The 25,040-nt window shown below is 60.8% G+C and carries 27 protein-coding genes; 15 read left to right on the plus strand and 12 right to left on the minus strand.

Annotated elements, in window-relative coordinates:
* The first annotated feature begins 20 nt into the window (after nucleotides 1-20).
* Together AO692_RS21545 and AO692_RS21550 are read left to right on the plus strand one after the other, a co-directional pair.
* Nucleotides 21-2,684 carry an AAA family ATPase gene (locus tag AO692_RS21545; protein WP_054312095.1) on the plus strand — a complete coding sequence of 888 codons (2,664 nt, stop codon included), beginning with the start codon at nucleotides 21-23 and terminating at the stop codon, nucleotides 2,682-2,684.
* 714 nt (nucleotides 2,685-3,398) lie between these two features.
* Complete coding sequence (locus AO692_RS21550) at nucleotides 3,399-4,049, plus strand: TIGR00730 family Rossman fold protein (protein WP_054312096.1); 651 nt, start codon at nucleotides 3,399-3,401, stop codon at nucleotides 4,047-4,049.
* Between the two features lie 193 nt (nucleotides 4,050-4,242).
* Here the strand turns inward: AO692_RS21550 and AO692_RS21555 are convergent, their stop codons facing one another.
* From AO692_RS21555 to AO692_RS21585, 7 genes are all read right to left on the minus strand, one after another.
* On the minus strand, nucleotides 4,243-4,641 hold the full coding sequence (locus AO692_RS21555; protein ID WP_054312097.1) for a DoxX family protein: 399 nt from the start codon (nucleotides 4,639-4,641) through the stop codon (nucleotides 4,243-4,245).
* A gap of 380 nt (nucleotides 4,642-5,021) precedes the next feature.
* On the minus strand, nucleotides 5,022-5,390 hold the full coding sequence (locus AO692_RS21560; RefSeq protein WP_054312098.1) for a hypothetical protein: 369 nt from the start codon (nucleotides 5,388-5,390) through the stop codon (nucleotides 5,022-5,024).
* Between the two features lie 1,109 nt (nucleotides 5,391-6,499).
* Nucleotides 6,500-6,700, minus strand: a complete 201-nt coding sequence (locus AO692_RS21565; RefSeq protein ID WP_054312099.1) for a CsbD family protein — start codon at nucleotides 6,698-6,700, stop codon at nucleotides 6,500-6,502.
* Nucleotides 6,701-6,981: 281 nt separating this feature from the next.
* Complete coding sequence (locus AO692_RS21570; RefSeq protein WP_161808102.1) at nucleotides 6,982-7,233, minus strand: DUF2934 domain-containing protein; 252 nt, start codon at nucleotides 7,231-7,233, stop codon at nucleotides 6,982-6,984.
* Between the two features lie 272 nt (nucleotides 7,234-7,505).
* Nucleotides 7,506-8,108 (minus strand): DUF3011 domain-containing protein, encoded by a 603-nt coding sequence (locus AO692_RS21575; RefSeq protein WP_054312101.1) that lies wholly within the window; start codon nucleotides 8,106-8,108, stop codon nucleotides 7,506-7,508.
* 39 nt (nucleotides 8,109-8,147) lie between these two features.
* On the minus strand, nucleotides 8,148-8,579 hold the full coding sequence (locus tag AO692_RS21580) for a hypothetical protein (RefSeq protein WP_054312102.1): 432 nt from the start codon (nucleotides 8,577-8,579) through the stop codon (nucleotides 8,148-8,150).
* Between the two features lie 46 nt (nucleotides 8,580-8,625).
* Nucleotides 8,626-8,919, minus strand: a complete 294-nt coding sequence (locus AO692_RS21585) for a hypothetical protein (protein ID WP_054312103.1) — start codon at nucleotides 8,917-8,919, stop codon at nucleotides 8,626-8,628.
* A 258-nt stretch (nucleotides 8,920-9,177) separates the two neighbouring features.
* Here AO692_RS21585 and AO692_RS21590 point away from each other — a divergent pair, with 258 nt between their 5' ends.
* Nucleotides 9,178-9,540, plus strand: a complete 363-nt coding sequence (locus AO692_RS21590) for a lysozyme inhibitor LprI family protein (protein WP_054312104.1) — start codon at nucleotides 9,178-9,180, stop codon at nucleotides 9,538-9,540.
* A 623-nt stretch (nucleotides 9,541-10,163) separates the two neighbouring features.
* Here the strand turns inward: AO692_RS21590 and AO692_RS21595 are convergent.
* From AO692_RS21595 to AO692_RS21610, 3 genes are all read right to left on the minus strand, one after another.
* Complete coding sequence (locus tag AO692_RS21595) at nucleotides 10,164-10,565, minus strand: hypothetical protein (RefSeq protein WP_152979921.1); 402 nt, start codon at nucleotides 10,563-10,565, stop codon at nucleotides 10,164-10,166.
* Nucleotides 10,566-11,035: 470 nt separating this feature from the next.
* Nucleotides 11,036-11,779, minus strand: coding sequence for a hypothetical protein (locus AO692_RS21605; protein ID WP_054312107.1), 744 nt, complete (start codon nucleotides 11,777-11,779; stop codon nucleotides 11,036-11,038).
* A 439-nt stretch (nucleotides 11,780-12,218) separates the two neighbouring features.
* Nucleotides 12,219-12,524 (minus strand): helix-turn-helix transcriptional regulator, encoded by a 306-nt coding sequence (locus AO692_RS21610; protein ID WP_161808103.1) that lies wholly within the window; start codon nucleotides 12,522-12,524, stop codon nucleotides 12,219-12,221.
* Nucleotides 12,525-13,055: 531 nt separating this feature from the next.
* On the opposite strand from AO692_RS21610, the gene AO692_RS33195 reads away from it, so the two are divergent.
* The 6 genes from AO692_RS33195 to AO692_RS21635 are packed head-to-tail and all read left to right on the plus strand — an operon-like array spanning nucleotide 13,056 to nucleotide 15,291.
* Nucleotides 13,056-13,202 carry a hypothetical protein gene (locus AO692_RS33195; protein WP_161808104.1) on the plus strand — a complete coding sequence of 49 codons (147 nt, stop codon included), beginning with the start codon at nucleotides 13,056-13,058 and terminating at the stop codon, nucleotides 13,200-13,202.
* Nucleotides 13,199-13,507, plus strand: coding sequence for a hypothetical protein (locus AO692_RS21615; protein WP_054312109.1), 309 nt, complete (start codon nucleotides 13,199-13,201; stop codon nucleotides 13,505-13,507). The genes AO692_RS33195 and AO692_RS21615 overlap by 4 nt, the downstream gene beginning before the upstream one ends.
* Nucleotides 13,508-13,562: 55 nt before the next feature.
* Complete coding sequence (locus AO692_RS21620; RefSeq protein ID WP_152979922.1) at nucleotides 13,563-13,850, plus strand: hypothetical protein; 288 nt, start codon at nucleotides 13,563-13,565, stop codon at nucleotides 13,848-13,850.
* Entirely contained in the window at nucleotides 13,847-14,344 is a 498-nt protein-coding gene (locus tag AO692_RS21625) for a DUF1376 domain-containing protein (RefSeq protein WP_054312111.1), read from the plus strand. The genes AO692_RS21620 and AO692_RS21625 overlap by 4 nt, the downstream gene beginning before the upstream one ends.
* Nucleotides 14,345-14,347: 3 nt before the next feature.
* Nucleotides 14,348-14,761, plus strand: a complete 414-nt coding sequence (locus AO692_RS21630) for a helix-turn-helix domain-containing protein (protein ID WP_054312112.1) — start codon at nucleotides 14,348-14,350, stop codon at nucleotides 14,759-14,761.
* Nucleotides 14,758-15,291 carry a transcription termination/antitermination NusG family protein gene (locus AO692_RS21635; RefSeq protein WP_054312113.1) on the plus strand — a complete coding sequence of 178 codons (534 nt, stop codon included), beginning with the start codon at nucleotides 14,758-14,760 and terminating at the stop codon, nucleotides 15,289-15,291. Before AO692_RS21630 ends, AO692_RS21635 begins: the two co-directional genes overlap by 4 nt.
* A gap of 50 nt (nucleotides 15,292-15,341) precedes the next feature.
* Here the strand turns inward: AO692_RS21635 and AO692_RS21640 are convergent, their stop codons facing one another.
* Entirely contained in the window at nucleotides 15,342-16,094 is a 753-nt protein-coding gene (locus AO692_RS21640; protein WP_054312114.1) for a hypothetical protein, read from the minus strand.
* A 344-nt stretch (nucleotides 16,095-16,438) separates the two neighbouring features.
* Here AO692_RS21640 and AO692_RS21645 point away from each other — a divergent pair, with 344 nt between their 5' ends.
* The 5 genes from AO692_RS21645 (at nucleotide 16,439) to AO692_RS21665 (ending at nucleotide 21,595) form a co-directional block, all read left to right on the plus strand.
* The gene (locus tag AO692_RS21645; protein ID WP_054312418.1) at nucleotides 16,439-16,885 is read left to right on the plus strand and encodes a very short patch repair endonuclease; all 447 of its coding nucleotides are present in this window, start codon (nucleotides 16,439-16,441) and stop codon (nucleotides 16,883-16,885) included.
* A gap of 259 nt (nucleotides 16,886-17,144) precedes the next feature.
* Nucleotides 17,145-17,600, plus strand: coding sequence for a BglII/BstYI family type II restriction endonuclease (locus AO692_RS21650; RefSeq protein WP_054312115.1), 456 nt, complete (start codon nucleotides 17,145-17,147; stop codon nucleotides 17,598-17,600).
* Between the two features lie 2 nt (nucleotides 17,601-17,602).
* Nucleotides 17,603-18,910 carry a hypothetical protein gene (locus AO692_RS21655; RefSeq protein ID WP_152979923.1) on the plus strand — a complete coding sequence of 436 codons (1,308 nt, stop codon included), beginning with the start codon at nucleotides 17,603-17,605 and terminating at the stop codon, nucleotides 18,908-18,910.
* Nucleotides 18,911-18,941: 31 nt separating this feature from the next.
* Nucleotides 18,942-20,735: a DEAD/DEAH box helicase gene (locus AO692_RS21660; RefSeq protein ID WP_244483440.1), complete on the plus strand. Its 1,794-nt coding sequence runs from the start codon at nucleotides 18,942-18,944 to the stop codon at nucleotides 20,733-20,735.
* On the plus strand, nucleotides 20,732-21,595 hold the full coding sequence (locus AO692_RS21665) for a DUF3883 domain-containing protein (protein WP_054312117.1): 864 nt from the start codon (nucleotides 20,732-20,734) through the stop codon (nucleotides 21,593-21,595). The genes AO692_RS21660 and AO692_RS21665 overlap by 4 nt, the downstream gene beginning before the upstream one ends.
* A 2-nt stretch (nucleotides 21,596-21,597) precedes the next feature.
* Here AO692_RS21665 and AO692_RS21670 read toward each other — a convergent pair whose 3' ends face one another.
* Nucleotides 21,598-23,223 (minus strand): DNA cytosine methyltransferase, encoded by a 1,626-nt coding sequence (locus tag AO692_RS21670; protein WP_161808105.1) that lies wholly within the window; start codon nucleotides 23,221-23,223, stop codon nucleotides 21,598-21,600.
* A 472-nt stretch (nucleotides 23,224-23,695) separates the two neighbouring features.
* On the opposite strand from AO692_RS21670, the gene AO692_RS21675 reads away from it, so the two are divergent.
* Nucleotides 23,696-24,847, plus strand: coding sequence for a hypothetical protein (locus AO692_RS21675; protein WP_152979924.1), 1,152 nt, complete (start codon nucleotides 23,696-23,698; stop codon nucleotides 24,845-24,847).
* Nucleotides 24,848-25,040: the final 193 nt, after the last annotated feature.

Consider the following 25,040-nt stretch of genomic DNA (forward strand, 5'->3'; position numbering starts at 1 on the left):
CGTTGCGTGCGAGGGGTCCGATGCTGCTTGAGAGGGAAAAACCGCTGGAGGCGATGCGGTCGATCGGCGCTCTTGCCGAGGCCGGACATGGCCGCGTGGTTGTCGTCGAAGGCGAAGCAGGCATCGGCAAGACCACCCTCATCCGCGTCTTCGCGGAGCAGGCGGCGGAAGAGAGCCGCATCTTCTGGGGCTGGTGCGAAGCGCTGTTCACGCCGCGCCCGCTCGGCCCCGTCCACGACATGGCGGCGGCGTTCCCGCCGGGCATATCGGCGTTGATCGAGGAATCCGCCGCCCAGGACAAGCTGTTTCCTGCCTTGCTTCAGATGCTCCAGCGCGCCGACAGCGCCGCCATACTCATTTTCGAGGACATGCATTGGGCCGACAACGCGACGCTCGACCTCGTCAGATATCTCGGCCGCCGCATCGCGCTGCTGCCGGCGATGCTGGTGCTCAGCGTGCGCAGCGACGAGGTCGGCATCGACCACGCCTTGCGCGATGTGCTCGGCGACCTGCCGGCTTCGGTCGTCACCCGCATCAATCTCCAGCCGCTTTCGGTGGAGAGCGTCAACCGGCTGGCCGAGGAAGCCGGACGCTCGCCGCAAGACCTTCACCGCATCACGGAAGGCAACCCCTTCTTCGTCTCGGAGCTTCTGTCGGACGGGGCGCAGGACGGCAGGCGCCTGCCGGGCTCGATCCGTGACGCGGTGTGGGCAAGGCTGTCGAGGCTCGGCGCGGACGTGCGCGCCTTGCTCGACACGGTGAGCATCACCCCCGGCGGCATCGAACCCTGGCTGATCGAACACCTGATCGGGGAAGACGCGAACCACATCATCGACCAGTGCCTGGCGCGTGGCCTGCTGCGGCTGGACGAAAGCGACATGCTGACCTTCCGCCATGAACTGGCGCGCGAGGCGACCCTGGAACGGATAGCGCCATCCGCGCAAAGGCTGCTCCATGCCCGCATAGAGGCCGCACTGGCCGAACTTCCCACGGCGCAGGACGCGGCGATGCTGTCCCGGCGGGTCCATCATGCGGATGGCGCCGGCAATGGCGAGCGGGTTCTGGAACTTGCTCCACACGCCGCCAGGCAGGCGGCACGCCTGGGCTCACATCGGGAAGCCGCCGCCCATCACGCGACGGCGCTGCGCTATGTCGGGCTGGCCGCGCCGGAACTCGCCGCCCAGCTCCACGACAACTGGGCCTATGAGGCGAGCCTCAGCCTGCGCGACTATCCCGGCATCATCGAGGCAAGACACAGGGCCATCGCCATCTGGCGGCAGCTTGGCCGGCACGAGAAGATCAGCGCCAACATGCGGATGCTGTCGCGCCTGTACTGGCGGCAGGGCGAGGGCCGCCTGGCGGAAGATTTCGCCGATGAAGCGGTGCGCGAGGTCGAGGCCCTGTCGCCGGGGCCGGAGCTGGCGCTGGCCTACAGCACGCGGTCGCAGCTTCACATGCTGCACTACCGTTTCGACCAGGCCGTCGAATGGGGCGAACGCGCGATTTCGCTGTCGCATCGATTTGGAGAAATAGGCACCAGGGTCCATGCGCTGAACAATGTCGGCACCGCGCTGATGTTCGCCAACCGGCCGGGTGGAAAGGAACGCCTGCAGGAAAGCCTCGACCTCTCTCTCCAGCATGCCCTTCATGACGATGCGGCCCGCGCCTATACGAACTTCTCGGAATGTGTGGCCCTGGAGAAGGATTTCGACCTCGCGGAGCGCCTGCTGTCCGACGGGATCGCTTACTGTGCCCGCTACGACCTCGACCTGCCCGCCCAGTATCTGATCGGCCGCCAGGCCCAGCTCCGGCTCGAGCAGGGCCGGTTCCGCGAGGCTGAATCGATCGCCGACGGCGTCATGAAGCAGGAAGAGGTGCCCATGGTCATGCACCTTCCCGCCATGACGGTGCTGGCAACCGTCCGCATGCGGCTGGGCGACAGGTCGGCCCCCGATCTGCTCGAACGCACCTTGAAGGAAGGCCTCCAGACGGAGGAACCGCAGCGCATCGTGCCCGTGCGCCTGGCCATGGTCGAGGCGGCGTGGCTGGCCGGGGACAGCGAAGCCGCCGCCGAAAACCTTGCCGCGTTGACCGCGATGGACCTTACCAACTTCAGGCCATGGGACCTGGGTGAGCTCGCGGTATGGGGTCGTCGCTGCGGCATCGCGGTGCCGGTGTCGGACTCCCTGCCCTTGCCGCGCGCCCACGAGCTTGCCGGCGATCCGCTGGCGGCATCCGAGGAATGGGCACGGCTTGGGCTGCCCTATGAGGCAGCCTTGTCCGCGCTGCAAGCCACAGGCTCGCAGGCCGAACAGGCGATTGTGGGCGCGGTCGCGACACTGGACCGGCTGGAGGCCAGGCCAGCCGCCCAGCTTGGGCGCAGGATCGCTCAACGCCTGGGCATCGCCGACAGGATGCCGAAGACACGCAGAGGCCCTTATTCGGCGGCCCGCCACCATCCGCTGGGCCTGACCCGGCACGAGCAGCAGGTTCTCGAGCTGATCGCCCAGGGCATCGGCAACAAGGAAATCGCACGCCGCATGTCGCGTTCGCCACGCACGATCGAGCATCATGTCTCCGCCGTGCTCGGCAAGTTCAGCGCCGCCAACCGCATGGAAGTGCTTCTGCGGCTGCGCGGCGAACCATGGCTGCTGCCCGATCGCGACCCCTCGCAGGCTGCCTGAAGGCGTCGTCGTCTTTCTCGCAGCTGCCGACAACGTGGCAGTCGGGGCAATGTCAGCTCGGTTCTCCAGCGTTCCGGAATGGATCCCCGACACTCTCCAGTCGCTTCGCTCCCTGCGAGGTCGAGGATGACGGACTGCATTTGATGCCGGCGCTAGAGCGTTTCCGTTTTTTACGGAAACGCGGAACCGCTCCAACTCTTTGTTTTTACGCAATTCCGGACGGAAAACCGCTGCGCACTTTTCCTGGAATTGCGCTAATCGTCACCGTTGGTGCCTGACGCACACTACCGGTATTTTTGCCTCCCGCGCTCGCTCGCATGACGCTGCGATATCAGGCCGTCCCGCGGATTTCGTGATCGGAACACACGCTGGTGATGAGCGAAGGCGAACAGGGAACTCCGTCATCCTCGACCTCGTGAGCGACCGAAGGGAGTGGAGAGTGTCGGGGATCCATTCCGGAACGTTGACGAATATTCAGCGCTCCAGACCCATCTTCAACCGCGACGCACCCTGCCTGGAATGGCTCCAACCCCTTGATATTTCTCAAAACCGGGGGTTCGGCTGGCTGAAATCTAGGTAGCCTCCCCGATGTGCGGGTTTGTGCATCTCCATACCATCTCAACAGGCTGAGCCCGAACTGCGGGGGGCAGGCCGACATATTTCCTTTCAGGAAACGGGCGGACTGAACGGAACAAATGGTCAAAGGAGAGGAGCATGACCACGCTGGTGGAGGGGCTTAGGCGCCGTTCTCGACATATCGATGCGATCAGATCGCCGGGGCGGGTTTGCGTCTTCGGCGGATCGAAGCAGGCAGACGAAGGGGAAATCGCCGACTCGGCTGTCGAACTCGGCCGCCTGCTTGCCCTCGAAGGCATAGGTCTGGTCTATGGCGGAGAGGAAGGCGACCTGACCGGCTCGGTGGCCCGGGCCGCCGCCGAAAACGGCGGCATGGTCACCGCCGTGGTGCAGCAAGCCTCCACCTACCCGCGCAACAGCGGGTACTTCGCGGACGAAGTCGTGGTGGTGCCCGGCTTCCAGGCCCGCAAGAGAGCCATGTTCGACCGGGCCGACGTTCTCATCGCATTGCCGGGCGGGGTCGGCGCCATCGAGGAACTCAGCGAGGTCATCGCGCTGCACAAGGACGAACCCGGCAGCAAGCCGCTGCTCATCGCCAATTTCGGCAGGTGCTGGTCGCCGCTGTTCGACCTGTTCATGTATCTGCGCTGCTCCGGCTACATATGCGGCGAAGGGCTGGAGAAATGCCTGCTGATCGAACGTCCTCAGGCCGTGCTTTCCACCTTGCACGCCCTGCTGGCCCCTCGGGCGGACATGCAGGTCGAGGCGCGCATGGCGGCTTTCGCTTGAGCGAAAGCGCCAATGCGACACCCGGCGCGGGCGTCTATCACCAGCACATGGCAAGAGTGGGTGGTCTGGAGCGCGGCGGCCTTCTCTGCTGTTCCGGAATGGATCCCCGACACTCTCCACTCCCTCCGGTCGTTCACGAGGTCGAGGATGACGGCCTTCACGTACCTCCGGCGCTAATCACCAGCGGCCTGGCCTACCGCCTTGCCAGGTTGTCGCGCAGGCTGGTGCGCACGGCATCCAGGCTCCAGCGTCCCGCTCCGGCCGTGACCAGATACATGCACACGACGCTGGCCAGCGTGAAGCCGGTTGCCTCGACGGAGGGCCAGTTGAGCCCGGGCTGGTACCAGTAGGGGTACATGACGAAGAAGTTGATGGAGAGGAAAAGCGCGGCAAGGCGCGTGAACAGGCCGACGACGATCAGCGAGCCGGCCAGGATCTGCACCCAGCGTGAGACCCAGTAGAGCAGCATGTGCGTCGGATGGTCCAGGTTCGGCGGCTGCATCAGGGCCGGCAGGCTGCAATAGAGATAGGCCAGGCCGCATACGATGCGCATGACACTCAGCATCTGCGGGGAATAGCGGTCGAGATCCATGGTGCGAAATCCAGCAACGAGGCAACGAGCAAGCGCATAAAACAGCGCGCTCCACTACAAAAAAGCGCGCGTTCCTCCGCCGTTCGGCCAGCCTTGCTCGATTTCTCCCAACAGCCGTGTTCGGCAGGACACGCCATTGGAATTCAATCGCGGCTGGCCGGTGCGGACGATGGATACGGACAGGACAGAGGGGTAGGGCGAGGCTCGACCTGGGAGAATGCCGAAGCAAAATCGAGCCTCAAGCCCACTGACTTACTCCTCGTCAGCATGCCGAAGTTTGCCAGCAAACACTGAGTCGGGCAATTGTGTACTTTAGAACACCCTTATGGACGCGTGGTGCGCCTTTCAGGATGCCCTGCCCCTTGCCCGACCCGGCGCTCTTACCAGCCGCGGCGCCAGCCACGCTCACGCCAGCAGCGCACGCGCCAGCTGCCGCGACGCCAGACGCGGCGGCAGACACGCCGCCATCTCGGGCGGCCGTAACGCGGTCCGTCGTCGTACCACGGGCGACGCCAGGGACGATCATCCCATCCGCGGCGCCAGCCACGGCGATGCCAGCGGCGATGGTCGACAGGCTCTGCCTCGGCATCGACGTCGCCGTCGAGAACCGCCGGCTGGGCCTGATCCAGTTCGTCCAGAATGCCCGGGCCGGGCACACCGGCGAGCGCCTGACCAGGCCGGATTGCCGAAACCATCACCGCGGCTCCGGCGAGACCCAGGGCCGACATCAGAAACTGCCGTCGTTCCATTTCATCCTCCAATGAATGCGTCCCTAGCCCACTCAACAGCGGGAAGGCTGAATGGTTCCTGAACGACGGCGGCGCGCGTTTACTTCCCTTCCGCGCCGAGCTGCCTGAGGAAGCTGCGATAATCGGTGCGCACAAATTCCTCGATCAGGCGCCCGCCATCGGCCTGTCTCCTCTCCCTGGATCTGCCAACCGGCGCGACTGCGGTCTGGATCGTCGCGCCTTCGTCCGCGTTCCGGAATGGCGCAAGCGCCGGCGCCCTATCTCCCCCCTCGTGGGGGAGAAAGCGATTTCAGCGTCTTAGACGAGCACGCTCGCAGGGCGGCGCAGTCTAAGTGCTGGAAATCGCAAGAGAGGGGGTGAGAGCCTGGTTCGCCGCAGGCGATTTGAAAGGTCCGGTGGACCTTTCAAAAGGCTCGAACGCCCGAGGCCATAGCCGAGGGCCGGGGCCGGCACGCCACTGACTAGCTCTCAAGCATCTTGTTCGAAAGGCCATTCTCGGCCTCGCGGTAACGGGCAACCCCCTCGGCTGAATATCCCCTCTCTTGGATTTTCTACGACTTAGACTGCGCCGCCCTAAAGGGCGTGCTCGCTAAGATCGTGAAAATCCTTTCTCCCCCGCAAGGGGGGAGATAAAGGCGCCTGCGCCCGGCGCCAAAATGAAGCCCGTCATCCTCGACCTCGTAAAGGAGCGAAGCGACTGGAGAGTGTCGGGGATCCATTCCGGAACGTAGATGGAATGGCCCGAACGCCCGAGGCCATAGCCGAGGGCCGGGCTATCGTAGAGCGCCGGCGCCCTATCTCCCCCCTTGTGGGGGAGAAAGCGATTTCAGCATCTTAGCGAGCACGCCCTGTAGGGCGGCGCAGTCTAAGTGCTAGAAATCGCAAGAGAGGGGACATGCCGGCACAACGCTGACGAAAGGCCATTCTCGGCCTCGCGATAACGGGCAACCCCCTCAGCTGAAGATCCCCTCTCTTGGATTTTCTACGACTTAGACTGCGCCCCCCTAAAGGGCGTGCTCGCTAAGATCGTGAAAATCCTTTCTCCCCCGCAAGGGGGGAGATAGCGGCGCCGACGCCCGGCGCCAAAATGAAGCCCGTCATCCTCAACCTCAGGGCAGACGGCTGAACCAGTCGTCGACGTCGCTCCTGGCGCGGTCCTTGGCGAGGCCGTATCGCTCCTGGATCTTGCCTTCCAGCTGGTCGCGGCGCCCGGCGATCTGGTCGAGATCGTCGTCGGTGAGCTTGCCCCACTGCTCCTTGACCTTGCCTTTCACCTGCTTCCAGTTTCCTTCGATGCGGTTCCAGTCCATGGTTTTTTCTCCATTGGGCGGGGAGCGCCCGGCTCTTGAAAAAGCGGCCGGATCGGCGGCCGCGGCGGCCCGTCATCATTTGCCCGATGCTGGCGCGTGATCCCGAAAAGTCTGCGACTTCGCGGGCTCAGTGCCAGAACAACAGGATCAGGATGATGATCGGGATTGGAATGCCGAGTAGCCACAAAAGAATGCCACGACCCATCGTCAGGTCCTCCTTGCTTGGATGGCCTCAACTTGCGAACCGCCCGAATGGCGGCGCGGCGAAAAAGGGATTTGGTTCAGATGCCGGAGCGCTGCCTGTAAGCCGGCTTTCGCGGGATGGCGTGCACGCTCCCGCCGGGCGTTCTCACGACCGGTCGCCGGACAGGCTCCACCGCGGAGCGCGCCGGAAGCGCATCCTCGAGATCGATCTGACGCAGGGCCAGCAGCCAGTGGTGCTCATGCCGGTTGTCGGGGCAGCCTTCCTGCTGCCAGATTTCGCCGGCCCGAGCGCGGATGCGCGTGTAACGTTTGTTGCGTCCATGATCCAAGGCAGTCTCCTCATCGAACGTCGTCATGAAGAGGCAACCGCCGGAAACGGCGATGGTTCCGAAAAAGTAGGCAGCAGGCAGCAGGCAGCAGGCAGCAGGCAGCAGGCAGCAGGCAGCAGGCAGCAGGCAGCAGGCAGCAGGCAGCAGGAGATGGATCGCAAACGCCGATTGGCCGTCAAGCCATCGATGGCCGCGGAAAAGGCGTGCCGCCGACAGCCCCGACCCGACTGCCTACTGCCTACTGCCTACTGCCTACTGCCTATCCACGCCGTTCAATTCGGATCGTCGGGATTGTCGACGAGGCATCCGACGCCGTGACAGCCCTGGTAGTTGCCGTGTTCGTCGAAGTTCGGAAAGCCTTGCCTGTCGAACTGCGGCCGCGTGTCGATCTGGTCGTCGGGGTTGTCGACCATGCAGCCGACGCCGTGGCAGCCATTGTAGCCGCCATGGTCGCGGTGGTTGCTGATGGTGTGGGAATGCTTGTCGACGGCGCCCTCTATGATGGCGCCGATGACCGCGCCGGCAATCATGGCGCCGGTGTCGTGGCCGCGATGGTCGTACATGCGCGCGTTATGGTCGAAACCGTCGCCACGGCCGTGATGATAGCCGCCGACATCGGCGAAGACGCCCCGGCAGCCCTGCGCGACCCAGATGTACCGGCTCTGCCGGTTGTAGCCCCAGGTCTTGTTGACGATGCAGGGGCTGCTCGATTCCTGGAAGACGAGCTGCGGCTGCTTGAGCGGACCGGCGAAACACTCGTCATATTGATCGCCGCGCGACTGGCACTGCACCGTGGGGCCGTGCGCATTCTGCGCGTTGGCGGCCGGGACGGCCCCGGCAAGCAGAAGCGCCGCCGGAACGATGAAACGAAGCATGATGATGACCCTTTCTGGAAAATGGAGAACAGCCCCCGCTCAATCGTTGATGGCGGTGATCTTCACGGCCATGTGGTTCGCATCCTTGCCGACACCGGAGAACCAGATCTCGCCGTCGCCGATCATCACGCCCTGCCAGTTGGCGAACAGCGTGGCATAGGTCTGCTTGGCGACGGCCGCCTTGACCTTCGCCGTGATCACCTTGTCGTAGTCGCTGGTGAAATGCGCGGCGTCCTTGATCTTGACGGCCTTGTCGCCGATGCGCGCCTGGAACGGATAATCGATCAGGCCGGCGACGGTGGCCTTGTCGCCGGACGCGACCGCCGTCTGCAGCTTGGCGAAGAAATCCGCATAGGGCTTGTGGCCGCCGAACAGCGCGTCGAGCGACTTGTCCATGTCGGCGACGCTCTGCGCCCAGGCGGCGACGGGTAGCAGGCAGGCCAGCGCGGCTGCTGCAATCAACTTTCTCATGCTCTCTCTCCGTTCAGGTCGTTATTGCGAAGTGCTTGAAGGGAACTCAACGCGTCACAGGCGGGACGCTGGCCACGGTGCCGCCGTTGTGCTGCGACAACGAGAAACGGCCATGGCTCATGCTGGTGTTGTCGAAGGCCTGCCGGGCTTCGGACTGCGCCTCCTGCCGATCCCTGTCGGCGGCGCGCGCCGCAGCCGCTGTATTCATGCAACCGGCCAGGGAACCGTCGGCAAAACCAGGCGACCGGCATTTCTGCCTGGCCTCGGCATTCTGTTGTTCCGTGGTCTTGCTGGCGGACAAGGCAATAAAGGCAGTTAAAATAAATACAAATTTATACATAATGAACCCCGCATGGCGTCTTTCCCTGCCGCCATCCAAAAACAGTAAATATCCCAACCCTTTCTGTCTAGTATGACATCCGGGTGACCGAACAGCCTTTAATATTTTTCAAAAACGAGAATAGTGCATACGCGAAATGGAAAACCTTCGATCAACTGCGGTCTTTTCGACGCGCATCACCGTTTCAACTTGAAACACCCTTGCCGATCGGCTGGCGCCTGCCATACGGTCTGCCCCATTGCCATTCGAGGGAAACCGATGCGGAAACCTGTCTTCACTGCCTTTGCGCTTGCTGCCCTTGCCTCCGCCGCATTCGCGCAGGACCCCGGCCAGGATTTCACCAAGGCCGACGCCGCGCTGAACGCCACCTACCGGCAGGTCGAACATCGCCTGGCCGGCGACGCCGGCGCCAAGGCGCGCCTGATCACCGCGCAGAAAGGCTGGATCGCCTTCCGCGACGGCGAATGCGCGTTCCAGTCCAGCGGCGACGATGGCGGCAGCGCCGCCCCGACCATCCTGGCTGCCTGCAAGGCAAGCCTCACCAGGACGCGGACCGAACAGCTGAAGGGCTATCTGCACTGCGCCGAAGGCGATCTTTCCTGCCCGGTGCCGGCGCAATAGAAGGCAAAGGAACATGGTGGGGTGACGGCCGGAAACGACGCCACACTGCAGGAAAGCGAGTTGAAGCTGTATCTGGACCGCCGCGCGCGTGTCGGCGTTCCGGAATGGATCCCCGACACTCTGCGGGAGCTTCGCTCCCTCCGAGGTCGAGGATGACGGAATTTCCATGCCCGCGCCAATCGCGAACGGTGCCAACCGGCAACCAGGAACGCGGACGCCAGCAACGCTGACTGGAACACCGGTGTCAACTTGGAACGTTAGTGTCGACACCAACGCCAGCCAGGAGCGTTGGCGTCATCGCCAACAATGGAGATTGGCCGGGACGCCCCTCACGACCGTCATCCTCGACCTCGGAACGACCGGAGGGAGTGGAGAGTGTCGGGGATCCATTCCGGAACGTGGACGAAAGGCACAGCGGTCCAGACCTGGCATTTTTGGTCGGTTGGCCGGAACTGGATCCATTCCCATCGGTGTTCCGGAATGGATCCCCGACACTCTTCGGTCGCTTCGCTCCCTCCGAGGTCGAGGATGACGACCCGCATTTGGGCTGGCGCTAAGTGTTATGCCTTCTTCCTATCTGTTGTGGGGGTGGGGAAATTGGCAAAGGCTCAAAGGAGCCGTTGTCACGCAGCCCGTATCGCCGCGATCTGATTGTCTATCGCCGCCTTGCGGGCGGGCACGTCCATGTGGGCGTCGGCGTAGTCGAGGAGGTCGCGTTCGGCTTCGAGCGTGTCGATGATCCGTTCGCGCTCATCAGGAGAGGTTGCCGCAAGGGTGGCGCCGGCGGCCTCGTTCCGGGCCTTGGCGATGGCGCAGGCTTCGTGATGGAAGCGGGCGTGGTCGGCGCAGGCGTCGAGCGCGCGCTGGAACGACCAGTGGCGGTCGCGGCAGCCGATCCAGGCAATGAAGGACGAACCGTCCCGGGTGATGGTGCGCTCATGCTCGCCATCGACGGTGACCAGCCAGCGATTGTCGCCTGACTTGCGGAAAACCAGGCCGTCGGCGTCGTCGATGTGGCTGGACATATCCATCCCTCTCCATTGGAATGGATATGATTATCACATTACGTGAATTTATCAATCGTAAAATTCACACAGCGTGAATACCAATGAGATCAACCGATGCACCATCGAGCCGAAGACCACCCGGCAGGATCCAAAAGAAAGCCCGCCGAGCGAGGCCAGGCATAGAGTACCCCTCAACCGCTGTCCCGCGAACCCCGGAGATCTGCTGCCCAAAGGTCTCGCAGAGGTTGGCGGGGCCTGAAACCATCTGCTTCAGCCGCGCAGCGCTGCTGGCAAGATACCGCTTGAACATGAGGCCCCAGTTCCTCGCCGGCCGAGACAGGCGTCCGGTCGCGGGAGGCGACGGCGCGCATGAGAGCCAAGGCCTCGCGATAGCGAGCGCCGGCAAACAGCAAGGCATTCGCCTTGAGCCCCGCCGTTTCAGCTTCCCGCGCCGCGCCTGCCTCGAGAAAAGTTCTGCGCGAGGCGGGCTATTCGTATGACACGAACAGATTCATGATCTCGGCCCTTAGCCGCTGGCCCGGCTCTCCCGGCACATCAGACACGATCTGAAAGAGCCTCTGGTATACCTCGCAGGCCTGCGGATTGATGGCCCCGGTCCCCAGGACCTCCTGAAGATCCGCCACGGCTCCGCCACCCGCGACATACTGCAGCCCCATGATCTTCCAGTCATCCGGCGTCGCCGCGCCGATATCCACCGGAGACTTTTCGCCGGCGCCCTGGGCCCGCACGACGGCAGCGGAAAATCGATCGGCAGGAGCACCATAGGTTTCGCGCTTGGCCTGCATCGCAGGCGTCATGGTGTCCGTCATGATCCAGCTGGCGCAATCCTGCGGCGTTTCATTCGCCTTCACCAGCTCGAACAGCTCCCGCTTGGCCTGGAGCGCGCTCTGCACCAGGGCAGGATCTGCCTTGCGCACGGAAGCCGCATAGCGGCGCCGGATATCGGCCAGGCTTTTCGTCGAGAAAGCGGCCGTCTCTTCAGCGCTGGCGCCTTTGTTGGCGAGGGCCACATATTCGGTCATGAATTTCTCGTATTCGGCAGGAAGCGCCTCTTTCAGAGCCTTCAGGTAAGTGAGCCCGGATTTGTCGGCTTCAGCCTGCACACCCTCCACCGTGACAGTCGGCTGCTTCCCAAAGCGGGAATAGGCCCCGGAGATGGCAAAGCCCGCAACCGCAACCAGCAAAATAACGACAATCTTCCAAGACTTCATCGATTCCCCCACTGGAGCGCCGCGTGTCCATCAGGACACGCAAAGGACGCTCCACCCCTTGATACCGAGCGCCGCACGTCCATCGGGACGCGCAAAGGACGCTCCACCCACTAAGTCGACGCATCGGCCGAAAATCGATGCCGATTTTCGGGGCCCATGCGCCTGGCCCGGCGCGACATGATCAGCTTTTCCGGCGTTCCACAAGATGAGTATAAGTTCTTGTTTCGTTCTTGACAAGAGAAACAGGAATTGGTTCCTAATACACGCTCAGGAGCGCAGCGGGTGGGTGGAATGGAAGCGAAGCTGGATGCCGACGGCCATCTGAAACGGGTGGCCTGCCAACTCTACACGCAGCTGCCCGAGGACAAGCGCGAGGCGCTGCTGGTGCTGCGTTATGTGCGCCAGATCATCTTCTGCCTGGGCGAGGACTGGGAAGCGGTCACTCGCTCCGCGCCGATCCTGCCTTTTGCGGGCGATCGGAAAGGTCGGGCAGAATCTCCAACATCTTTGCGGGTAATCCAGACCGGTCGCCAAGATACAGCCAATCCAGAGTGACGCCGGTCTTCGACTGGATGGCGATGGCGACATCGAGATCCGGCCGGCGCAGCCCCTTCAGATAGTTGTTCAGCGCCGGCTGGCTGATGCCGATGAGCTGGGCAAAGGACGTCTGGTTGCGCTGCAGCGCCTTGAGCAGCGCCGCAAGCCGCATCGCTATGTCTTGATTGGAACGTCCGCCATCAGCCATGGCCTTTTCTGACATATTCACGCCGTGAAAAGAATTAACGCCTATGGGCTTGAAAATAATTCACGCTACGTGATATTTGGGAGTCATGAGCGACTTTCCTTCCGACTGTGTGAGCGATGCGCCCGGCGATGCTGCCGGGGCGACAGTTCTCCAGCTTGGGTTCCTCGCCCCCGTGAAGCGGGGGAGAGGTGGATCGGGCGAAGCCCGAGACGGAGAGGGGGAAGTTCCCCGCATACCGACGACCGCACCATTCTGGTTTGACAGCGGCGGCCGTCGGCGCTGCCCCCTCTCCGTCTCGGCTACGGCGGCTTTGCCGCCGGCCTCGACACCTCTCCCCCATTTCATGGGGGCGAGGAACCCAAGCCGAACGGCGCCCCGCGCCTTCCGATGCGCCGCACCACCTTGTTTCCCCGATCCGCGGCCCTGTCGCGGACGGCCGACGCCTGGGCAGGTCTCCCCTCCCGCCGCCCGGGCGTCGGCTGCCTCTTCCACCGAAGCGGCCGGCCCGAACGGCCCAGAGGAGATCCGCCTGTGAAGTACGACTTCGACGACGACCTGCGCGGCCCCGATCCATCCGAGCGGCTGCATCGTCTGGCCATGATCGGCCTCGGCGGCGCCGCGGCGCTGCTGACCGCCCTCATCTTCTTCTGCTTCGCCTGGAGCGTGCTGACGCCATGACCGAAGCGATCTGCATGAAGGCCCGCGCGCTCATCAAAGCCGACCCACAGCTTGCCCGCGAAGTGGTGCGTCAGCTTGTGCCCAGCAAGGCCGGCGGCATGACGGCGCGGCAGCGTGAGCTGCTTGTGTTCGTCCGCACTTACATTGTCCGGCACGGCGTCGCCCCTTCCTTCGAGGAGATGAAGAGCGGGCTGGGGCTGGCCAGCAAGGCCGGCATCCACCGCATGATCGCCGGGCTGGAAGACCGTGGCTTCATCACCCACGCGCCCCGCCGCGCCCGCTCGATCCGCCTGGTGAGCTCATGAGCGAACCACAGACAAAGTCGAGCTTATGAGCGAACCACCGAACAAACTCGAGCCTATGAGCGAACCGCTGAACGCCATGAACGACCGCCTCAGCGAACCTCAGGGCCGGCGCATCCGTTGCCGCGACATGGCCGATGCGCTGGAGCGCATGGCGCATGGCAAGCAGTTTTGGCTGGCCGACTTCGGCCGCGGCCGCCGCAAGCGGCCGGACCACGAGATCCTGCAGAAAAGCCAGGAACTCGACGTGCTGCAGCAGGCCGCCCGTGACTACCGCACGCAGCAATTCCAGGAACAGTGTGACGCGGTTTTCCGTCCGCGCGAAAACCAGGTGCGCCGGCCATGAGCAAGAAACGCTGGTTCCGGCTCTACATCGAGCGCTGGCGCGACGGCACCTTCGGGCTGACGCCCAACGAGATCGCTGCCTACATCACGCTGCTGTGCGAGCTCTACGACCATGACGGCATCCTGATCCGTGCCGATCTCGACCTTCTGGCGCGCCGCTGCGGCATGCGCCCGACTTCTTTTCGGAAGGCTTTCGAAACGCTGACCCGGCGCGGAAAGCTCACCCTCGACGGTGATGTCATCACCTCCAAGGCGGTCTCCGAAGAAATCGAAAGCCGGGAAAGACTCGACGGGAAGTTTGCGGAAAACCGCCAGAAACTCGCCGAAAAACGCAATGAAATCAGAGAAATCCGACAAAGACTGCCGACTGATACAGAGAAAAGAATCAAGACAAGAGTCTTAGAATCCCCGCTGCCGCAGCCTGGCGCCGGCCAATCCCCTTCCGTCCAGAACTTCATCAAGCGCCGGGAAATGGCCCGGCGCAGGAGCGCTTGAGCCATGTTCATTGCCCGTTACGAAAACACCATGCGCAACGCCAGGCCGAAAGGCGTCGAGCCCGAGCCTGCCAGGCCGAGCCCCGCGCCCAGGACTGAGGATCCGGCCGTGGCTGCCTATCGCTGCATCGACGTGCTGGAGCCCAGGACACCGGCGCGCGAGATCATCAGCCGCGTCGGCGCGCTGCACGGCTATACGCTGGCCGAGATCACCGGCCCGCGCCTGGAGAAGAGACTGGTGCAGGCGCGCTTCGACGCCATCAAGGCGGTGGCCGATGCCAGGCCCGATATGTCGCTGCCGCAGATCGGCAGGATCTTCAACCGCGACCACACCTCCATCCTGCACGCGCTGAAGAAGCGCGGCGGCCGCCGCCCCGAACAGCAGGGCCCCGGCCAACAACAGGGAGCCGCGAAATGAGCGCGCCGCAAAATGACAACCGCGGGGATTGGTACATCGTGAGCTGCCATCCGCATGCGGAGCGGCAGGCCTGCGCCGAGATCGCGGCGCTCGGCCAGACGGTATACCTGCCCTCGCTGCGCAAGGAATTCCACCACCGCCGCTACCGCAAGTGGATCCGGCAGCACTACCCGCTATGGCCCGGCTACCTGCTGGTGCTGGCTTCCGAACACTGGTCGCGCGTGCTGGACTGCCAGCATGTGACGCGCGTGCTGCGCAGCCAGACCTATGCCGGCGCCGGCATGCCGATTGCTATCCACGACGCCGACGTGCAGGCGATCCGCCTCGCCCAGGACACCGGCCAGTTCGACGAGATGCGCGTGGACCGGGCAACGGTGAAGCCGGGGGATAGGCTGAAGCTTCACGAGGGTGCGCTGACCGGGCAGGCTGGGACGGTGGAGAGCCTGGGGGATGCTAGGATCGTGCTGTTGATCAATGCGATGGGACGGGAGTTGCGGACGGTGGTGCCGGTGGAGAGGGTGGTGGGGTGATGAGGGGGTACTTGAACAAAGGGTGCATTGCAGTCATAAACAAATGCGGGTTAGCTGGAATGCCGCGAATTGCCGGCGGCTAGCCGCCTCCTAATCGCATCTGCAATAAATTCACGCCCTTCTGCCAGGGAAAGCTGACGAGCGGGAAGCGAAGTGGTTTTGTGATGCCGTATAAGCTGTGCTGTAAGACTAAAGTTGGCAACTTCCCGTCTTGTAAAACCTAGCTTGAGAAACTCTTCTTTATTGCCGAGCGCCTCGTAGGTCTTATAGAGATCATGCCAGTTGTCGGCACGGCCGAAATGTTCCAAGGCTGCTGCTAGTATCCCATCTTTAAGAGCCCACGCGCTTTGCGCAAAGGACAGTGCCGGCTCATCAAATACCTCCTTACCTTGGCGGATTACTGTCATATAAGCACTTAGGCGAAAGCGCGGGCCTGTCATTATCGCGTCTAAAAAAGCAGTACCGTGATAAATTCCAGATAGATCGCGCCTGAATATTCTACCTAAAACAACAGGTCTCGTATCCCTTGCAACTGAGAGAAGGCCATTAAGTTCGCGAAGCATAGGTATAGCCTGTTCTCGTACATCTGCAGCATCACCGCAGGTTTGAAATTCGCTCGCAGAGAGAAGGTAGGCGTTTTGCTCCACTTCGGGGCTGACTGACACATCGGTCAGCACTACATACGGTAGGTTGGGCGGCCTCAACTCAGCTTTCCAGTCCTCTAGATCGTCTGGGTCTCCTTTGAGTTCAACGGTCCAACCATCCGCTAAGTCGTGCTTGTGACTCGAACCCGCCGATTCCATCTATTCTTCTCCTGGTAGCTCCGATCCAATCTGTAAATTAGTTGGGCGGAGGCTGTGAAACAGGCTCTTCAGCATGAAGGGCGCAGAGGTATGAAACATTAACACCGCAACGGTACAGGCCGTTCTAGCCGCGCAGTCCAAAGGAAGTTCCATCTGCAATCTCGCTGCGTCCCGCGTCCTCTCAGATCACCGGCCACGATGGCGAAGTTCAGACCGTAATTCGTCAGCGAAATTCGAACCCACAGGCATTGCGCGTTTCAAGACGGCACCGAATCCCGTTACCTTGCTGAAAAGCAGGCAGTGGATTCTTTGTAGCTGTGCTGCTGTCCAATTCTCGTACGGATATGCCAGATTTCCTAACCCCTAAGCAGCGCAGCGCTCACATGGGGCGCATCCGCAGAGCCAACACCAAGCCGGAACTGATCGTCAGAAAGCTCCTTCATAGGCTAGGTTATCGTTTCCGGCTTCAGTGGAAGGATGCCCCTGGCCGACCGGACATCGCCTTTCCGGGCCGTCGTAAGATTATCTTCGTGCATGGTTGCTTTTGGCACCAGCATGCCGGATGTCGTCTTGCACACGTGCCTGAAACGCGTCGTGATTTCTGGGAAGCAAAGTTTGCCCGCAATCGCGCCCGCGACGCGCGGGACCTCGCCAGAGCTGAAGCGTTGGGTTGGAAGGTCTTGGTCCTATGGGAGTGCGAAGTCGGCGCCCAGACGGCGCTGGAGGAAACGCTAAGGGACTTTGTTGGACCGACAAATTCGAAATCCATTCACAACTTGGATCGTGCCTAGTCGTTCGATTCAGTATGATTCATCTCTGAGCCCGGGGGAAGTGGATTTAACAACACCCAGTATCGTCGCAGTTATCGATCTTGCGACCTCTCCACAAGTTGTTGCAGACTTTGAATATAAACGTAGCGATGACTTCCAAGCAACGCTGACTTCAGTTAGGTCTTAGGAAAACTGGCGTGGGGTCGTTTAGGGTCTGGAAAATCTGTGGAGCTCACTCCACAGATTCCCGCTCGGCTGACAAGCTGCAAACGGAGGGGAAATGAAGGTTTCGATCCACAGCCATTGTTCCGGCGCAGAACGAGTTCCAGACTCCATTTTGTCTGAGGTAGTCGCCGCTGCGACTGCCATCGAAGTTCGGGCAGAACGAGGCGCCGCCCCTCGCATCCGCGATCGGTTTGTCGCGGAACTTCGCGAAAAGGGTTGGTCAGGCGAGGTCACTGTCGCCCGCGGCTCGGACATGAGCATCACATCCATGCGCAACGGAATCGGCTTGTGCTTGCAGACTGGCAACATGGCCAGGATGTACGCGGATTTGATAAAGCTGCAGACGCTGTACCTCGACAACGCAATTGAGGCAGCGATCTTCGTGCTACCTTCCCAGCCGCTTGCGGCTGCCATTGGTGACAATATCGCCCAAGCCACGCGCTTGCAGCGGGAGCTGGAAATTTTCCGCAAAGCGTACCACGTTCCGACTCTCGTCCTGTCCTTGGAGTGAAGATGCTAGAACCCCTCCTTCCCGATACTCCTAAAGGTTCTAGATTTGGCTGGCCCCGTCCGTCACGTCATGAAGAATTCGAGACCCGCCTCAAGGCCAAGGATTTGCCGACGCATCGCGTGGTATTTCAGGGACTCAATCAGGATTTGCCGATAATCCGGATTCCAATCGGTCTACCCAAATATCGGTTGACCAATGGGCGCACCGCCTCTCTTCAGGTGGAATATCTCGCACTAAACCCCGATCTCCGAGATGATTTATTTACCGGAGATTCAGAGATGTGGGACGCCCAAGAAGCTCAGCACGGGCTTTTACTTCGGCTCAGCCGTCAATCAGAGCTGGATCAATACTTTGCCGACTCGGCACACAAGCAGGTCGAGCCCCTGCTACTGGATCAGGATGGCTTCGTCGTAAACGGAAATCGTCGACTGTCTGCTTGGCGGGAGCTGCTTTTCGACGAAGCAGGCAAGTATGAGCATTTTGAGCACATTGAGGTCGTCGTTCTACCACGCGCGACGGAGAAGGACATCAACCGGCTTGAGGCGCAGCTCCAGATCGAAAAGGACATACGAGCCGACTATAGTTGGGACGCACAGGCTAACATGATGCTAGCCAAAAGGGATCGGGACGGCATTGAACCGGCCGAGCTTTGCCTTCTCTACAAGATGAAGGAGAGCGAGCTCGCCCAGTTGTTGGACATGCAATCCTACGCAGATGAGTATCTGAGGTCCCGTGGCAAGGCCAATATGTGGTCCGAGGTTTCCGGTCAGGAGCACACATTCCAGCGCCTTGTCCAAAGCCGCTCTCGGCTTTCCGGGGTGGCTCGAAAAGAAATGTTCAAGGAAGCCGCCTTCGCTCTTATCGATGAGCCCGCCGCGGTCGGTCGGTTGTACATCGCAATCCCCGATCTGGCAGGAAGTCTGGACAAGGTAACGGAGCGGCTATCGGAGGAGTTTGATATCGAGACAACGACGCACGATGATGGGCTAGATGCCTTGTTCGGCGATGGTCAGCCCGATGAAGCGAGCGCGAAAGAGACGGCACTAATTGGCATCCTGAAGGACCCGGACCAATGGACGCGAGCCCGCGAAGTTATCGCTGACGTTTTGGAATCGGAGCGCCAGCTCAAGAAAGACATTAAAAAGGCAGGCTATTTGCTCGATCTCTGCGCCAAGGCGAACAGTACTCTTACAGCCGCGGTAAAAGATGGGCTACGCCCAGAGTCAAAACTAACTGGCGTCGAAAAGCAGCTCAACGAGATCGAAGCACGAGTGACAGCCATACGGGCGTTCCTGGGCAAGCATGCTTAGGATTGACTATCAAGCCAGGCAGGGCCGGGCTGTGTTCGCCTGGGACATCCGTGAAAACTCTGCCCCTTGGGCAGCAATGCTCAAACGAGTAGCGTTCGACACCAGCCGCGATGCAGCCCTTGAAGGTGTCGCCGGTGTCTCCTTGCCGTGGTGGTCCTTCGCCGGCGCGCGTGATCAATTTCTGCAAGTTTTTCGCGCCAATGGTCTCAAGCTGGGCGACGGCCTGTCGATCAGCACGGAAGCCGCCGAACTCCTTAGACAATCACAGCGCATCGCTGAAACCTATCGGGCTGCAGCTCAAACGCCGCCGCTTTCTGCGAACGACCTGAAGTCGGCACTCGGCGCATCGGGTTTCGTCCGTGGGCTGTCGGATCATCAACTGGTGAATGTGGGCCGGATCGCCGCTCTACCCGCTGCAGCTACTTTCTCAGTGCCAGGAGCCGGCAAGACAACCGAGGCTCTAGCCTTCTACACATACAGGTCAGAGCCTGGGGATCGCCTACTGGTCATTGCGCCCAAGAACGCCTTTGCGGCCTGGGACGAGCAGATTGTCGAATGTCTGCCAGAATTTGGCACACAGTTCGTTCGCTTACGCGGTGGCCGGGATCGCATTCGCACAGCATTGTCCGCCGACCCCCAATTGATGCTGGTAACTTACCAGCAGCTAACCCGCATTCAGGATCTTCTGGCGCAACATCTAGCGCAACACCGCACATTCGTCTTCCTCGACGAAAGCCACCGAATAAAAGCTGGCGTTGCTGCGGCGAGTGCACGCTCAGTCATGGGGCTGTCGCATCTACCCGTCGGCAAATTGATTATGAGCGGGACGCCAATGCCGCAGTCTATTGGCGATCTGCTGCCTCAATTCGGCTTCCTATACCCCGAGATACCGGCACAGGAAGATACCGTCGTTGACTTGATGCGCCCAATCTACGTCCGAACGAACAAGGCTCAGCTTGAGCTACCGGAAGTCACTCGTAACCTCCGTGAACTGCCGATGGCGCCGGTCCAGCACGACCTCTACCAATTAATGAGGCAAGAGGTAGCGCGTGAAGCCTCTGCGGTACTCAACGCCCAAGGTCGACAAGCTTTCAGGTCGCTCGGCCGATCAGTCTCGCGTCTGCTCCAGTTCGTGTCGAACCCGTCGCTGCTGGCGTCTCAGATCGGCTTCGCCCATCGCGACTTACTAGCTGCGGTGCTAGCCGAAGGAGAAGGGCCGAAGCTCGAATATGTACTCAGACGTGCCAGGCAGCTCTCTCAGCAGGGCGAGAAGGTGTTGATATGGTCCTCGTTCGTCCGCAACGTAGAATATATGGCTTCGCGTCTCGCCGATCTGGGCGCCGTTTATATACATGGCGGCGTAGATGCGGGTAGTGAGGATGACGGCGACACCCGCGAAGGCAAAATCAAAGCCTTCCACGATGACGAAAGCGTCCGGGTCATGGTCGCCAACCCGGCAGCAGCGAGTGAAGGCGTAAGCCTTCACCGCGTCTGCCACCACGCACTCTATTTGGACCGCACCTTCAACGCCGCTCACTATCTGCAGTCCGAAGACCGCATCCATCGGTTCGGACTGCCAAAGTACCAGAAAACGATCATCGAAATCGTCGAATGCGTTGGCACAGTGGACGAGACAGTGCGGACCCGCCTCAAGTTCAAAATTGACCAGATGGCCAACGCGCTGGAAGACTCATCCCTCAGGCCAGATCCAATTCCAATTGATCCTACCGACGTAGCTGAGGTGGACGATCCAGAGGAATACACGACGGGTTTGCAACTGGAGGATGTTCGCGCTTTGGCTTACGACTTGAGCCGCGCGGAATGAGCACGCCTTTGTCGCCAGGCCTCGCGCAAGCTGGACTAGCGCTACTGGAGTTACTGCAGCGACGCCCCCTCACCGCGCCTGATCTTCTCTCCGGCATGAAAACGGTAGGCGGTAGGCCACCTTCAGAGGCGCTGGCATTGTCCCAGGTCCTGAACTGGCTTGCCGTTGATGAGGCCGGCGTCCTATTTGCCACCCCAGCCGGACTACGCGTGATTGCTTCGGGCCGCTATGAATTCGTGCTACGCCGCATCACTCTCGACTACGCGGAACTGCTGAAGCCGGATTGGCTGCAGAACGCGCCGTACGGTCGGTCCCGAGTACTTGCTTTCTGCCCGCCAGGCGTAGGCCAGATTCTGGTAGAGTCTGGGGCCGCAGATGCGCCTACAGATGACGTAGTTGCCTTCTGGGACGAACTTGCATCGATTGCGCGCGGACTCCTTGACGATCGATTGCTGGCAATTGGTCGGCAAGGCGAGCGCCTAACACTAGCTCATGAGCAGGTACGCACTGGTGCGTCTCCACGATGGGTCGCCATCGATAGCAACCAAGACGGATATGACGTCTTGTCGATCAAGGCGGCCGATGATCCGTCACTACTTTCGATCGAGGTGAAGGCGAGCCGCGCCGGCTTAGCAGGGCACCTTCATATAACACGACGAGAATGGGACACGGCGACGGAGAGCGCTGCCTATGTTTTCCACTTGTGGGATTTGAAGGACGCGGCCGCCCCCCGCTTGGCGGCCGTTCCTTTAGAGACAATGGCGGATCATATGCCAAGCGATACCGGAGGCGGATTCTGGGAGTCTGTACGCGTGCCGTTCCACGAATTCACCGAATTGTTCGGAGACCATTTAGCGTAATATCAAGCTACGGCGCATTGCTGGTGGTGCCATGGGAGAGTATTGAACCAGGCGCCGACTATGAGCCCGCTGAGTATCGCCAGAGCATTGATGGTTAATTTCTTGGATCCGGGGATGCTGTCGCTGACTTCGCCCTCAGCCGCCGCCTCCATTACATAACCAATAACAGCATGTTGCTGGTCGATTGGCACAGCCTCCAAATAACGTCGGACCTGCGCTGCCAATTCTCCGAGCAAATCCGCTACTTCGTATGGCCTTACCCCCTGCGCGCGATGGGTCCATGCTGCCTGCAGCGCATCAGGTGTCGTCTCCTGCAGGGTCTGTTCGGCTGCTGTGAAAGCAACCCCCGTGCTCATCAGCAAAGTCTTTATCAAGGGCGACGAGCGAAGCTGACGCAGTAGCTCCCTGCCCATCTCGATCTCACGAATATCGACAGATGGGCCGAAGAAGAAGCGGACCCGCCAGGCGCCATCCTTTCTCCTGGCATTGGCGAGCTCGAACCGCATTCCGCTCTTGAACCGCAATCCCGGTAAGGCGGCACGGAAACTGCGACCGACAGGATATGTTCGGCCTTCTGTCGTTGGCGGCGTAACTGGTGCCACGCGCTCGGGCGGCGTCAGAGCTATTCCGGCCTCTGCCAACGTTGTGAAGCGGTCCGCCGGGATACCTAGCGCAGCCTGGGCAATCAGATAGGTGAATGTTGGTGGGATGGCGTTGCCGACCATCTTGGCTTTATCCGAGAAAGATCGGGCGTAGAATTGATAGGTAATGGGAAAGCCCTGTAGGCAAGCCCGCTCCCGGATGCTCAAGCGGCGGTACCCGCCGACGCCGTCGTCGATAATAATGCTCTCACGCGACACACGGGTGCAGGTAGCAGTCACTGTCCGCGCGGGCGCATCCATAGAATCCGGAAACGCCATGTTGTTGTAGACTGGATGATAGGTTTTCGATTCGCGGTTCATGCGGAGTTCCTCCGCGTTCAGGGCAGCCTCCGTCTCGCATTCGGTCATCATCCGTGCCGGAAGTACACAGCCCCAAACGGGATCAGTCACCTCGACATCGGAGGCAATTGCGTCGACGACATCACCAAGGGTCCGGCGAGGCAGGCGATGCTTATACGTCTCGATCATATCGAAAGGAATGTTGCCAGCGATGCACCGACGGCGCGACTGCGGCGCACCGTAATCTGAAAAATCGATGACTTCTATTCGCGGCTTAAGCTGCCGAAAACGATAGAGTGGATGGAAGGGATCGTTGAGGCCGCGCTGAAGAACTTGAGCTACACGAGGCACGTTCTCGAGCGCCCAGAAGCGAGGCTTCAGGTGCTCTACGATCTCGAGGAATTTGATGAGATCCTTCAGACCTTCATCGAGGTTGCCGCCACCGCCTCGGTTTGAATAAGAGAACTCGGTGCAAGGTGGGCTACCGACGACCAAGTCAATGTCGGTCGGTAGGTCCTCCATGTGCAGCTGACGAATATCCGTTGGCTGGACTGTCCCGAGAAAATTGCCATTGTGCGTGTCTACCGCTGGCTGCCACCATTCATATGAGGCCACAACCTCAATACCTGCCAACTTGAGCCCAAGGCTCCATCCCCCGATCCCAGCATAGAGGTCAATCGCACGCACCAGCTTCCACTCCAACTCGACTCGCGTCGATTGTGCTTTTCATCAATGTAGCGGAGTCGGATCAGGAGGCAAATTCCCAATATTTATGTCTCCTGGGGACAGCAAAGCTCGAAGTTGCCAAAGCCGCCTCAATCAAAATCTGTAATTACCAAATGAGACGTTCGAGCCGACCTGTTCGCCATCTTCTCGCCATTCTTTATCAAAAGGCGCGACAGGGGCGGTCGCGGCGGGCCTCGCCATCGTGGCGGTGCGGGTGAAAGCGCATGGTCCGTCGACTAGCACTTACATCAATCGGCTGGCGGTCAGCGCGGCGCAGTCGCCCATGCGGGCAAGGCCGACGCTGGCCAGCGCCATGTGGCGCACAGTCTCGCCATTGTTGGCCCGCAAGAGCAGATTCTATAATCAGCAGGCGATGCGATGTTCGCCCAAGACCCTATGGGCAGACACAGAGTTTGCTACCGGGAGACGACAATTGCTTTACTCCATTTCAGACGGCGACTTGGCCGGTGGTTATGATGCGCGAATTGAATTGGATGGCGCCAACGTACTTCTACACAGCCGTGGCGGCCCGACCGGCGGGAGACCACCTCGGAACACGGACTATCAAAAAGCTCTTCTAACGATAGTTCGACGTTTGCGCTCGGGGGGAAATCCTAATCGATCCGGCATTGCCCGCGTCTTGCTTGATAGCTTACCGGCACGAAAAATGGCTCTTGAAAAGCGGATTCTTGTGAATGCGCGCGAACTCTCAGGATTAAGCGACGAACAAGCCGTTGCGCTAATAAGGTCCAGAGCAAAAAACTTTGGGCAAGCGCCGGGAGCTCTAGGCGGCAACTCTACGAAGGCGCTGCGCATTGAAACACAGGGCAACTCGCTAGCGAGTATTCGTTCCACGCTCAAGCTAATGAATTGGAAAGACAAGCTCAGCGTCAATAGATTGAGCGCTGAAGAGCAGGACAAGGTCAACTCTTCACATATAGCCAACGCGGTCCAGCGACTGCGTTCAAATGAAGATGTCCCAAACTTCAATGATTCACGAGAGTATGACGTCTTGCTCGACGATGGAACGCGACTTGCCCCTAAGAGGGTCTTCGGTCTGGCGCTGCAAGAGGCACTAGGGGTTGAAATCTTACCGGAGCATTTCAACGCAGGATGGGGCCAACCCAGTTTTCGAATCATCGAAGCGGCGGGGTACCTGATAGTTTCGAAAGACGAACCAGCTCCAACCCCAGAGGAAGTCTTACAGGCACAGAACGTCTTGCCTCCAGCAGACGACGGCTCGCGCGAGGGCACACTAAAGCTTGTTATGCACATGCGTAGGGAACGAAATCCGAGCCTATCATACAGGAAGAAGGCCGCATTCACCGCGAAGCACGGCGTTCTCTACTGTGAACGCTGCAAAATGATTCCGACAGAGCACTATGAGGCCGACGTGGCGGCAGCCTGTATTGAGGTCCATCATGCCAAGGATCATGTTAGAGACATGGAGGACGGTCACGTCACAATGCTTGACGATTTGGAATGCCTTTGTGCAAACTGCCATCGTGTAACACATCGCGAACTAGCGGTCGCAACTCGGAAGCTGGGAAAAAGTACCCGCCGCAGAATTAGCTCTCAGGGGTAGCCGATTGCTCGGGCTGCACCCAGCAGGATGCCTACCGCATCTAGCCCCCTTTAGCCGCAGCACCACGAAATTCAGGAACACGGCGTGCATTTCTTCCTCGCGGGCTCGACTACGTCGGCCAGCACTTCCCCAGGCGGCCGGCGGCGAGGATATGGTAGTCGCCCATGCGGACTGCCCGATGCCTGCCAGCGTC

This window comes from Mesorhizobium sp. 1M-11 (genome assembly GCF_001303895.1).
Taxonomy (GTDB): Bacteria; Pseudomonadota; Alphaproteobacteria; order Rhizobiales; family Rhizobiaceae; genus Mesorhizobium.

Bases quoted from the DNA above. Each gene is read 5' to 3' on its own strand.
- AO692_RS21545 (WP_054312095.1), top strand. From the start codon at position 21: ATGCTGCTTGAGAGGGAAAAACCGCTGGAGGCGATGCGGTCGATCGGC.
- AO692_RS21550 (WP_054312096.1), top strand. From the start codon at position 3,399: ATGACCACGCTGGTGGAGGGGCTTAGGCGCCGTTCTCGACATATCGAT.
- AO692_RS21555 (WP_054312097.1), bottom strand. From the start codon at position 4,641: ATGGATCTCGACCGCTATTCCCCGCAGATGCTGAGTGTCATGCGCATC.
- AO692_RS21560 (WP_054312098.1), bottom strand. From the start codon at position 5,390: ATGGAACGACGGCAGTTTCTGATGTCGGCCCTGGGTCTCGCCGGAGCC.
- AO692_RS21565 (WP_054312099.1), bottom strand. From the start codon at position 6,700: ATGGACTGGAACCGCATCGAAGGAAACTGGAAGCAGGTGAAAGGCAAG.
- AO692_RS21575 (WP_054312101.1), bottom strand. From the start codon at position 8,108: ATGCTTCGTTTCATCGTTCCGGCGGCGCTTCTGCTTGCCGGGGCCGTC.
- AO692_RS21580 (WP_054312102.1), bottom strand. From the start codon at position 8,579: ATGAGAAAGTTGATTGCAGCAGCCGCGCTGGCCTGCCTGCTACCCGTC.
- AO692_RS21585 (WP_054312103.1), bottom strand. From the start codon at position 8,919: ATGTATAAATTTGTATTTATTTTAACTGCCTTTATTGCCTTGTCCGCC.
- AO692_RS21590 (WP_054312104.1), top strand. From the start codon at position 9,178: ATGCGGAAACCTGTCTTCACTGCCTTTGCGCTTGCTGCCCTTGCCTCC.
- AO692_RS21595 (WP_152979921.1), bottom strand. From the start codon at position 10,565: ATGTCCAGCCACATCGACGACGCCGACGGCCTGGTTTTCCGCAAGTCA.
- AO692_RS21605 (WP_054312107.1), bottom strand. From the start codon at position 11,779: ATGAAGTCTTGGAAGATTGTCGTTATTTTGCTGGTTGCGGTTGCGGGC.
- AO692_RS21610 (WP_161808103.1), bottom strand. From the start codon at position 12,524: ATGGCTGATGGCGGACGTTCCAATCAAGACATAGCGATGCGGCTTGCG.
- AO692_RS21615 (WP_054312109.1), top strand. From the start codon at position 13,199: ATGACCGAAGCGATCTGCATGAAGGCCCGCGCGCTCATCAAAGCCGAC.
- AO692_RS21620 (WP_152979922.1), top strand. From the start codon at position 13,563: ATGAGCGAACCGCTGAACGCCATGAACGACCGCCTCAGCGAACCTCAG.
- AO692_RS21625 (WP_054312111.1), top strand. From the start codon at position 13,847: ATGAGCAAGAAACGCTGGTTCCGGCTCTACATCGAGCGCTGGCGCGAC.
- AO692_RS21630 (WP_054312112.1), top strand. From the start codon at position 14,348: ATGTTCATTGCCCGTTACGAAAACACCATGCGCAACGCCAGGCCGAAA.
- AO692_RS21635 (WP_054312113.1), top strand. From the start codon at position 14,758: ATGAGCGCGCCGCAAAATGACAACCGCGGGGATTGGTACATCGTGAGC.
- AO692_RS21640 (WP_054312114.1), bottom strand. From the start codon at position 16,094: ATGGAATCGGCGGGTTCGAGTCACAAGCACGACTTAGCGGATGGTTGG.
- AO692_RS21645 (WP_054312418.1), top strand. From the start codon at position 16,439: ATGCCAGATTTCCTAACCCCTAAGCAGCGCAGCGCTCACATGGGGCGC.
- AO692_RS21650 (WP_054312115.1), top strand. From the start codon at position 17,145: ATGAAGGTTTCGATCCACAGCCATTGTTCCGGCGCAGAACGAGTTCCA.
- AO692_RS21655 (WP_152979923.1), top strand. From the start codon at position 17,603: ATGCTAGAACCCCTCCTTCCCGATACTCCTAAAGGTTCTAGATTTGGC.
- AO692_RS21665 (WP_054312117.1), top strand. From the start codon at position 20,732: ATGAGCACGCCTTTGTCGCCAGGCCTCGCGCAAGCTGGACTAGCGCTA.